At 37.9% G+C, this 8,125-nt stretch carries 10 protein-coding genes; 3 read left to right on the forward strand and 7 right to left on the reverse strand.

Going from position 1 to position 8,125, the window contains the following annotated elements; translation table 11 throughout:
* Both J500_RS17630 and repM read right to left on the reverse strand, forming a co-directional pair.
* Window positions 1-204 (reverse strand): hypothetical protein (locus tag J500_RS17630; protein ID WP_034700615.1); only part of this gene is annotated, 204 nt, incomplete at its 3' end.
* A gap of 378 nt (window positions 205-582) precedes the next feature.
* The gene (gene repM / locus J500_RS16235) at window positions 583-1,521 is read right to left on the reverse strand and encodes a replication initiation protein RepM (RefSeq protein ID WP_002046604.1); all 939 of its coding nucleotides are present in this window, start codon (window positions 1,519-1,521) and stop codon (window positions 583-585) included.
* Between the two features lie 404 nt (window positions 1,522-1,925).
* On the opposite strand from repM, the gene J500_RS16240 reads away from it, so the two are divergent.
* From J500_RS16240 to J500_RS16250, 3 genes are all read left to right on the forward strand, one after another.
* Complete coding sequence (locus J500_RS16240) at window positions 1,926-2,564, forward strand: AAA family ATPase (protein ID WP_000585007.1); 639 nt, start codon at window positions 1,926-1,928, stop codon at window positions 2,562-2,564.
* A 2-nt stretch (window positions 2,565-2,566) separates the two neighbouring features.
* Window positions 2,567-2,854 (forward strand): hypothetical protein, encoded by a 288-nt coding sequence (locus J500_RS16245; RefSeq protein WP_000908082.1) that lies wholly within the window; start codon window positions 2,567-2,569, stop codon window positions 2,852-2,854.
* Between the two features lie 442 nt (window positions 2,855-3,296).
* Window positions 3,297-3,548 (forward strand): hypothetical protein, encoded by a 252-nt coding sequence (locus J500_RS16250; RefSeq protein WP_001232338.1) that lies wholly within the window; start codon window positions 3,297-3,299, stop codon window positions 3,546-3,548.
* A 956-nt stretch (window positions 3,549-4,504) separates the two neighbouring features.
* Here J500_RS16250 and J500_RS16255 read toward each other — a convergent pair.
* The 5 genes from J500_RS16255 to J500_RS16275 all read right to left on the reverse strand — a co-directional run bounded on the left by J500_RS16255 (window position 4,505) and on the right by J500_RS16275 (window position 8,040).
* A complete protein-coding gene (locus tag J500_RS16255) occupies window positions 4,505-5,209 on the reverse strand; it encodes a DarT1-associated NADAR antitoxin family protein (RefSeq protein WP_034700617.1) in 705 nt (234 codons plus the stop codon).
* A gap of 2 nt (window positions 5,210-5,211) precedes the next feature.
* Window positions 5,212-5,610: a DarT ssDNA thymidine ADP-ribosyltransferase family protein gene (locus J500_RS17270; RefSeq protein ID WP_081402804.1), complete on the reverse strand. Its 399-nt coding sequence runs from the start codon at window positions 5,608-5,610 to the stop codon at window positions 5,212-5,214.
* A gap of 35 nt (window positions 5,611-5,645) precedes the next feature.
* Window positions 5,646-7,250, reverse strand: coding sequence for an IS66 family transposase (gene tnpC / locus J500_RS16265; protein WP_034700620.1), 1,605 nt, complete (start codon window positions 7,248-7,250; stop codon window positions 5,646-5,648).
* A gap of 74 nt (window positions 7,251-7,324) precedes the next feature.
* Complete coding sequence (tnpB, locus tag J500_RS16270; RefSeq protein WP_000618091.1) at window positions 7,325-7,660, reverse strand: IS66 family insertion sequence element accessory protein TnpB; 336 nt, start codon at window positions 7,658-7,660, stop codon at window positions 7,325-7,327.
* Window positions 7,657-8,040: a transposase gene (locus J500_RS16275; protein ID WP_019836977.1), complete on the reverse strand. Its 384-nt coding sequence runs from the start codon at window positions 8,038-8,040 to the stop codon at window positions 7,657-7,659. Before J500_RS16275 ends, tnpB begins: the two co-directional genes overlap by 4 nt.
* Between the last annotated feature and the right edge of the window lie 85 nt (window positions 8,041-8,125).

Raw genomic sequence — 8,125 nt, forward strand, 5'->3', positions numbered from 1 at the left:
ATGCATCCTATTTAAGTGATGTAAGTTATAGTATTCCGTGTCAGGAATCTGTCTACTTATCAGCGTCCGCGGAACTGCAGGATTTCTGGCTTTGTTGTTCGCAACGAGGGCTAATTCTGGAGTTCCGTATAAGGCATAATCAATAACGACATCTCGGCTGATAATCAGCGCAGTAACTTTAGCCAATCTCGCTGCAATTTCCATGTCAGGAATTTGTCCACTTATTCCAATGATGATGAGAACTGCAGCATTGACTTAGATCGCCAGTGCTCAGTACTGGCCATCATGTAGCTTTTATCGCTTTAGCGCCTTAACTTATTTAAGTGGCGTAACTTACACAACTTATGCATCCTATTTAAGTGATGTAAGTTATAGTATTCCGTGTCAGGAATCTGTCCACTTATTCCAATGATGATGAGAACTGCAGCAATAAATTATAAAGGCAGGATAGGTGGTTACTTAACCAGCATAAGTTATGTAACTTATGCTAATTCATATTAAAATCACATGAAAGCAATCTTAATTAAAAACTTAGTATGAGAGGGCGTGGTCTTTTGTTTAAAGTGACAATTAACTAAAGGGTTACTTCTTGTATTTAGGAGCATAACCAACTTCTAACAAATAAGAAAAATACTTTCTAACATTATCGCTATCAAGAAGATCACTTGATATCCTTTCCTGAAAGTCTTCTAGAGTCTCTCCACGATGTGCGAAATCATTACCAAATTTTGGATAGTTAGTAATATCACATAGCTTTTTAGCAAAGAATATACATTGCTTAGCTGTCAATTTATAAGTTGGCTCTAAAGGAGCACTTGTACTCGTTTTATTTTGTTCTTTTTCTTCAAACATGAAATGTAATTCTGAAATATTTCTTCCCTCCTTTTTTTGTATATAAGAAACAGTAATATCCGTAAATTTGTTAATTTGATTTAAAGCTACGGTAAGAACCCTTTTTTTAAAGTCTCCCATCTTTTTATATTCATCTTCTATCAATCCGAGTTTTGATCTAAGCTCATCTATAGAAATATATAACTTACCAGTTGATCTCCAACGTATGAGTAACTCATACAGGCGAATAGCATAAATGCTTGTAAGTGGTGAGATTTGTTTAAGTTCATATCTTGTGAACTTTTCTTCAAGTTTTACAAATAAGGGGATAATATCTGGTGCAAAAATTAGTTGGACGCATCCCTCTTCCTTAACATAACCAACTTTTGAAACCCACCTACTTTTGTATATTCCTATTTTTCCAGTTATAGGATCTACTGCTTTATAATTCAAATGCCGTTCAAAAAGATTATCACATGCAGATTGTAACGCTTCATAAGATGCTTGACGTCCTAAATTAAACTGTTTCATGTATTCAGAAGCATGAATCGTAAGTATAGTATCAGAAGTAAGTTCTTTCTCAATTTCTCGAGCAGCAATGATCGCAATTAATATTAGCCTTTGCTCAGATAGATTTAGTGAATACGATGCTTCAACCAAATTATTATCTTTATATACTATGTTACTCATAGGGAGATATATTAAGGAAAATGTTATAAATAGATATATTGACAATACTACTTAACGTCCACAAATGAAAGTATTTTTAATAAAAGAATTTGTCAACTTATGCACAGAATTTGTCAACTTAGAAACAGGAAAAAGTCAACTTATTGGTAGGAATATGTCAACTCAGAAACAGGAAAAAGTCAACTTATTGGTAGGAATTTGTCAACATATACTTCCTGTATCCCTTTGCTAGTCAAGCTTTGAGCAGAGATATAAATAATAAATTTAAATAAATATATATAAATTCAAAAAGACCATTCTTTTGTGGATAACTTTTTTTTTAATTTTTTTTTTCATGATAGTTGATTACTTCATAAATCACCGTTAAATTATACACAAACAAACTTACGTAACTTACATAAATTATGATTATCTTAGTTGGTGGTGAAAAAGGCGGTGCTGGTAAAAGCTGTTTAGCTCAAAATCTTGCAGTTTACTTACAACAAAGTCAAAGAGACGTCCTCTTATTAGATGCTGACCCTCAAGGAACAACAACAGATTGGGTCAAAGAAAGAGATGAAAACGATGAATTAAATAATATTCCATCAGTACAAGCATCAGGGAATATACGTTCAGTTTTAAAAGATTTAGATAAAAGATACCAAGATATTATCATTGATGCAGGTGGACAGGATTCTGAAGCATTACGTTCAGCAATGACTATAGCTACACATATGTTATTGCCGTTTAGACCCAAACGAAGAGATCTAAAAACTTTAGATCATATGGAACAAGTTTTAAAATTAGCAAAGACAGTAAATCCAAATCTGAAAGCTAGAGCAATTATTACTCAGTGTCCAACTCTTCCTTCTCAAGTTCAAAGAATTTTAGATGCAAAAGAGGCATGCAAATCATTTGGTATTGATGCATTGAATTCAATCACAACAAATCGAAATGTTTATGATGATGCAGATGAAAATGGGCTTTCGGTTTTTGAAGTAAATAGTGATCCTAAAGCGAAAGCTGAAATTGAAAGTATTGCAAGAGAGTTTTTAGGAGTATAACTATGGCTGGTTTAACTGGGCTAAACAAAAAACCTGAACCTACTGAACAAGATAAAATGTTAGATGCATTTATATCTGGTGCAGAAAAGAGGGTAAAGGCTTTAGAATCAAGTGAAAAAAAATTTATTCGTTACACTTTTTCTCTCAATGAAGATATTAGTAAACTAATTGATGAGCTGGTTGTAAAAGGGCAAAATGCAAGAATAAATCGTTCAAGTATTGTTCGAGCAGCTATAGAAAATTTATCGACATATAGTGCAGATGAATTAAAAGAAATATTAAATAAATAAATTAAAAATATCCCACTTTTTTAAGGGGGATATTTTTTATCCAAGTTAAATTTACTGTAAGTCCCCGGTGAACCCTATAGATATTTTTAAATTCAGCTCAGGCTCTAGCAGTGTGGTGGTAATTTATCTATTTGAGTTATTTTATATGAAGGCGTCCTTTTCTGCACAGACACGGATCTAGGCTATTCAGCTTGGCTGACTGAATTGATGTCATGATGTTTGATGCACATTGTCAAATTCTTTATCAAGCGAAACTCTGAATCAATGCTTGTAATTGTTTCACTATGATGAGTTTGAGTCCAGTGAAATGTTGCTTGTTCCAACCGTAGAGCTTTGAATACCCAGTCCATCATGTATCAACACTTTCATACAATGACCACGCTTATTCCAAAACAAGATAACCTCAATGTTGCGATTTGACATGGTCAAAGGCTTTTAGGACATGAGAAAGAGCAGTATAAGTAACTGCTCGCATATCCATGGGCTGAGTAGAAAGCCAGATTTCATCAATGTGAATCTTATTGTGAGCACCTTGGGGAATTCTGCCAAAGCGATTGCTCCTGATACCTTCCGTTTCAGCCCAATCGCTATGTTCGCATCAGGCGTCGTTATTGATTATGCCTTATACGGAACTCCAGAATTAGCCCTCGTTGCGAACAACAAAGCAGAAATCCTGCAGTTCCGCGGACGCTGATAAGTAGACAGATTCCTGACACGGAATACTATAACTTACATCACTTAAATAGGATGCATAAGTTATGCAAGTTACGCCACTTAAATAAGTTAAGGCGCTAAAGCGATAAAAGCTACATGATGGCCAGTACTGAGCACTGGCGATCTAAGTCAATGCTGCAGTTCTCATCATCATTGGAATAAGTGGACAAATTCCTGACATGGAAATTGCAGCGAGATTGGCTAAAGTTACTACGCTGATTATCAGCCGAGATAAAGTAATGTGAACGGGTAGTATTGCTGTAATGGATGGATTAAACGTTGCAGGGTAAGGCAATGTAATAAATGTGGGCTTTGGTGGTGCAGAGCTTGTTCTCCATCCAAAAGGCGAATATATCTACATACGGGATTTGAATTTAGTACTTACTGCAAAGCTACTGAAGCGAGGGATGTGTTGGGTGCTTTATCGGATGGTTACCTTTAATCCTTCATAAATGAGTGTACTAGTGAACAATACCACTTTATAGCAGTTAAACTTATTAAACTTATTAAACTTATTAAACTTATTAAACTTATTAAACTTATTAAACTTATTAAACTTATTAAACTTATTAAACTTATTAAACTTATTAAACTTAAATTGCTTAGGTGGTCTAACTAAAATTTTGTAGCAGAGTGATCTAATAATAAATGTATTAATAGACCATACCCTATTTTTACATATAAAAAATAACAGTTCTTACTTTTATAAACAAGCTTATAAAAAGTAAGTTATCTAGAATTGGGATTCGGTAAAGAATCTAACTAAATTCATGAAATATTGAACGAAGAGAGGTGGCAGTCCAAATGATGGTCATGTGTATCTAGAATTTCGGTGGCTATTCACTAGTAAATAAATTTTTCGGGCTCTAAGCACTTTTTAAAGGGAACGTCATCGACTCTAATTTCTATTTGGAACGGTGCTGTTAAAATTATGAGCTAAAAAAGATTTCCTTGTAATTGAATTTTTCCTGAATTAGGTAAATCAAATATTCTATACTCATGATAAAGTTTCAAAAAAAATTCTGGTGATTTTATAGAGTCTAATAAGTTTCGTTTATATAGTGAACTAAATAGGGCAACAGAGTGAGCTTGGCAATTAACCGACTTTAAAGGATTGAATTCAATATCAGTAAAACATTGATATTTGATCAACTCATCATGAAGGCACTTTTCTAAATTTAGTACATTTATATACAGCCAATCATAGAACGCTGTTTGAGGAACAACGTCCCATTTCGTGTTAAAAAACTCAAACCCAATTAATGCACCTGAATTTAATATCCTTTCATCCTTTTTTGCTTCTAAAGACGACTTTTTAAGAATATCTATATATGGCCCCCCTTTTTCAAATACCTTACTTGACTGGTAGGCTGACTCAACAGAATAGATTAAATCCCGCTTCTTATCTTGGATCTTTAAATTAAAAGCACTTAATTTGACACCTAAAGGATTCAATGACTTAGTTGAAACTTCGAGAATTTTTTCACTAGGGTATTTTTGACTTATAGCATGATGAAGCTCGGCAATAGATTTTCTCTTTTGTTCAATAGCCATACCATTGTGAAACTTAAATTCTATTAGCTCACTTTCGACCAAGCATGAACCTAAATCATGGGATCTAAATACTGGTCTTTTAGCCATGATCAAATACTCCTAAAACTATTACGGTCGTCAAAATAGCCCCAACAATTCTCGATGGATTCAATACTTAAGTTAGGGTAAAGCGTCCGCAGTCGAATGGCCAACTGATCATCATTCACAAAAATATGCTTTATATAGCTTGGTTCAATTTTCTCAAGCACCATAACTTCAGCTTGAACATCTGTTGTATCTTGATCTTTGAGCATAGTACTTCTTTTAAGGATGCATCTACTTGTATTTACTTCTTCAGCAAACATAGCCTCCAGTGCTGCTGGACCTTTGAATTGTTCGGTATGAAGATTCCTATATATGCTTGAAGCAGCATTCGATGGATAAAATAAACACTCTTTGGTATGAACAATCGAAGCATTTAACAATATTAAGCACCAAGTATTGTTGATGTAGGTAAGCGTCCGCTGAACCCCATGCCTATTTTTTAATTCGGTTCAGGTTTCCAGCGGTGTGGTAGCAATTCTTCAATCTGAGTCACTTTATGTGTCGGCAACCTTTTCAGCACATCACTTAAATAGGCATAGGGATCCAGCCCATTCAGCTTTGCTGACTGGATTAATGTCATAATATTGGCTGCTCGCTGACCGCTGCGCAGCGAACCTGCAAATAACCAGTTCTTACGTCCCAACGCCCAGGGGCGAATCTGGTTTTCCACCCAGTTATTGCAAATCGGTAGATTGCCATCATCCAGATAGCGGCTTAAGGCTGGCCAACGCTTCAGAGTGTAATTGATCGCCTTGGCGGTTGGAGAACTCGATGGCACAGTCAGTTGATGTTGGTTGAGCCATTCATACAGTTGTTGCATCACCGGTTGACTATACTGTTGTCGGTATTCGCGGCGCTGTTCTGCTGTACCATCGGTCTTTTTCCTGAGTTCTGCTTCTATGGCATACAGTTTCTGAATCAGCACTAATGCCTGTTCAGCGACCTGACTTTTCCCAGTTACATGCAGTTCATGGAATTTACGACGTGCATGCGCCATGCAGCCCACCTCAATGACATCGCCTGATTTAAAGCGTGCTTTATAACCACTGTAATCATCACAGACTAGATAGCCCTGCCAGCCTTTCAAGAACTCTTCAGCATGCTGGCCTGAACGACTATCCTGAAAGTCATAGATCACCGCCTGAACTGGATTGTACTGTGTAGTGGCATAGGCCCAGACATAACCTTTCTTCGGTTTTTTATTATTCTCACCCATCCGCATGATGGTGACCGGTGTTTCATCTGCATGCAGCACCTGCTGTTGTAGTACCACCTCTTTTAAGGCATTGGCCAGAGGTTCCAGTTCTACACCGCAGCGACCTATCCAGTCAGATAAAGTTGATCTAGAAAGTTCGATTCCCGCCCGCTGATAGATCAGACGTTGACGGTACAGCGGCAAATGATCGGCATACTTCGATACCAGCACATGGCTGAGCAATTCAGGTGAAGCAATGCCTTTATCAATCACATAGGCGGGCATCGCTTGCTGAGTCAGAGTGTCACACTGATCACAGACCCATTTACCACGCACATGCTGTTCCTTATAGAACTGTGCCGGTCTGAAATGCAGTTTTTCACTGACATCTTCGCCGATACGACGGAGTTGGCAGCCACAAGCACATTGGGTTGATGCAGGTTCATGCTCAATACGGATGGTGTGTAGATGATCTGGCAGTGGTCGACGTTTAGGTTTGTTGACTGTTGCTTTGTGTGTCGCTGCATTGGTTTTATCTGCATTTAGCCGTTCCAGTTCTAGATCAACCGCGGCAATATCTTCTTCAACCGCTTCATCCCACAGATGGATTTGTTTTGCCGTTAAGTGTTCATTCTTTTGGGCGAATTCGTGCTTTTTAAACAGCGCCAGTTCATGCTCGTATTTTTGATTGAGAATAGAAAGATGCTGAACTTTGGCATCCAATTGCTGGTTTGATTTTTCTAATTCTTGATTTGATTGTGCCAGAGACTGATGCTGCATTGCCAACTGTCTGGTAAATTCCAGCAGTTGTTCATGGGTCAGTTGGTTTAAGTCAGGCAGTGTATTCATGACCGCAGTATGCCTGAGGTCATGAAGAGAATGAAATAGAACGTTTGGAGAATAGCAGAATGCACCAACCTGGTTTAGAGCATCGTCACTACCTGCTGTCGTCCAATGCGCTGCCAGGGCAAACCCTGGATCAGTGCCTGTAACTGTTCCGGGCTGAGGGCCACGGTTTCACCTTGGTGAACTTGAGCCCAGTGAAATTTACCCTGTTCCAAACGCCGGGCACACAGCCAGATGCCCAGTCCATCATGTACCAACACTTTCATACGATGGCCACGTTTATTACAGAACAGGTAAGCACAATGCGGTTTGATGTAGCCAAAGGCTCTCACCACCTGGGCCATGGTCGTATCCATACCTGCACGCATGTCCATGGGCTGAGTAGACAACCAGATTTCATCAATGCGGATCATGTTGCAAGTGCCTTGAGTAATTCTGCCAAGGCAGGTATTTCTGATGTCTGCCATTTTAGCTGAATATCATTATTCGTATGAGGCACGGTGATACACAACGTGATCCTCTCATCAATAGGTTGGCTGATTGCAGCAGTGTAAGGCAAAGCAATAAATGCTGGATTCACATGAGTAGGATCTTGCACGGCACCATCATGATGGCTGAAGATCCTGATCCAACGACTGACAAGGTTGGCATTAATACTATGTTGCAGTGCGACCGAAGCGATCGAGGTATTAGGATTTTTACAGGCATTGACAATACTGAGTTTGAATTCTTTGCTGTATGTTCTGCGTTTTTTAGCAACAGGAGGTGTTGCTGAATATATATCCATGTTCATGGATTAAGTCCCCACTTGTTTTTAGGTGGGAACTAAATTAAGGCTTATAGGATCGCTTGGTAAGGCTGTGTTAGCCGGATGCTTA

It is taken from the genome of Acinetobacter sp. 479375, from assembly GCF_000581715.1.
GTDB lineage: Bacteria > Pseudomonadota > Gammaproteobacteria > Pseudomonadales > Moraxellaceae > Acinetobacter > Acinetobacter ursingii.

Bases quoted from the DNA above. Each gene is read 5' to 3' on its own strand.
- tnpB (WP_000618091.1), bottom strand. From the start codon at position 7,660: ATGATCCGCATTGATGAAATCTGGTTGTCTACTCAGCCCATGGACATG.
- tnpC (WP_034700620.1), bottom strand. From the start codon at position 7,250: ATGAATACACTGCCTGACTTAAACCAACTGACCCATGAACAACTGCTG.
- J500_RS16250 (WP_001232338.1), top strand. From the start codon at position 3,297: ATGAGAAAGAGCAGTATAAGTAACTGCTCGCATATCCATGGGCTGAGT.
- J500_RS16255 (WP_034700617.1), bottom strand. From the start codon at position 5,209: ATGGCTAAAAGACCAGTATTTAGATCCCATGATTTAGGTTCATGCTTG.
- J500_RS16245 (WP_000908082.1), top strand. From the start codon at position 2,567: ATGGCTGGTTTAACTGGGCTAAACAAAAAACCTGAACCTACTGAACAA.
- J500_RS16275 (WP_019836977.1), bottom strand. From the start codon at position 8,040: ATGAACATGGATATATATTCAGCAACACCTCCTGTTGCTAAAAAACGC.
- J500_RS16240 (WP_000585007.1), top strand. From the start codon at position 1,926: ATGATTATCTTAGTTGGTGGTGAAAAAGGCGGTGCTGGTAAAAGCTGT.
- repM (WP_002046604.1), bottom strand. From the start codon at position 1,521: ATGAGTAACATAGTATATAAAGATAATAATTTGGTTGAAGCATCGTAT.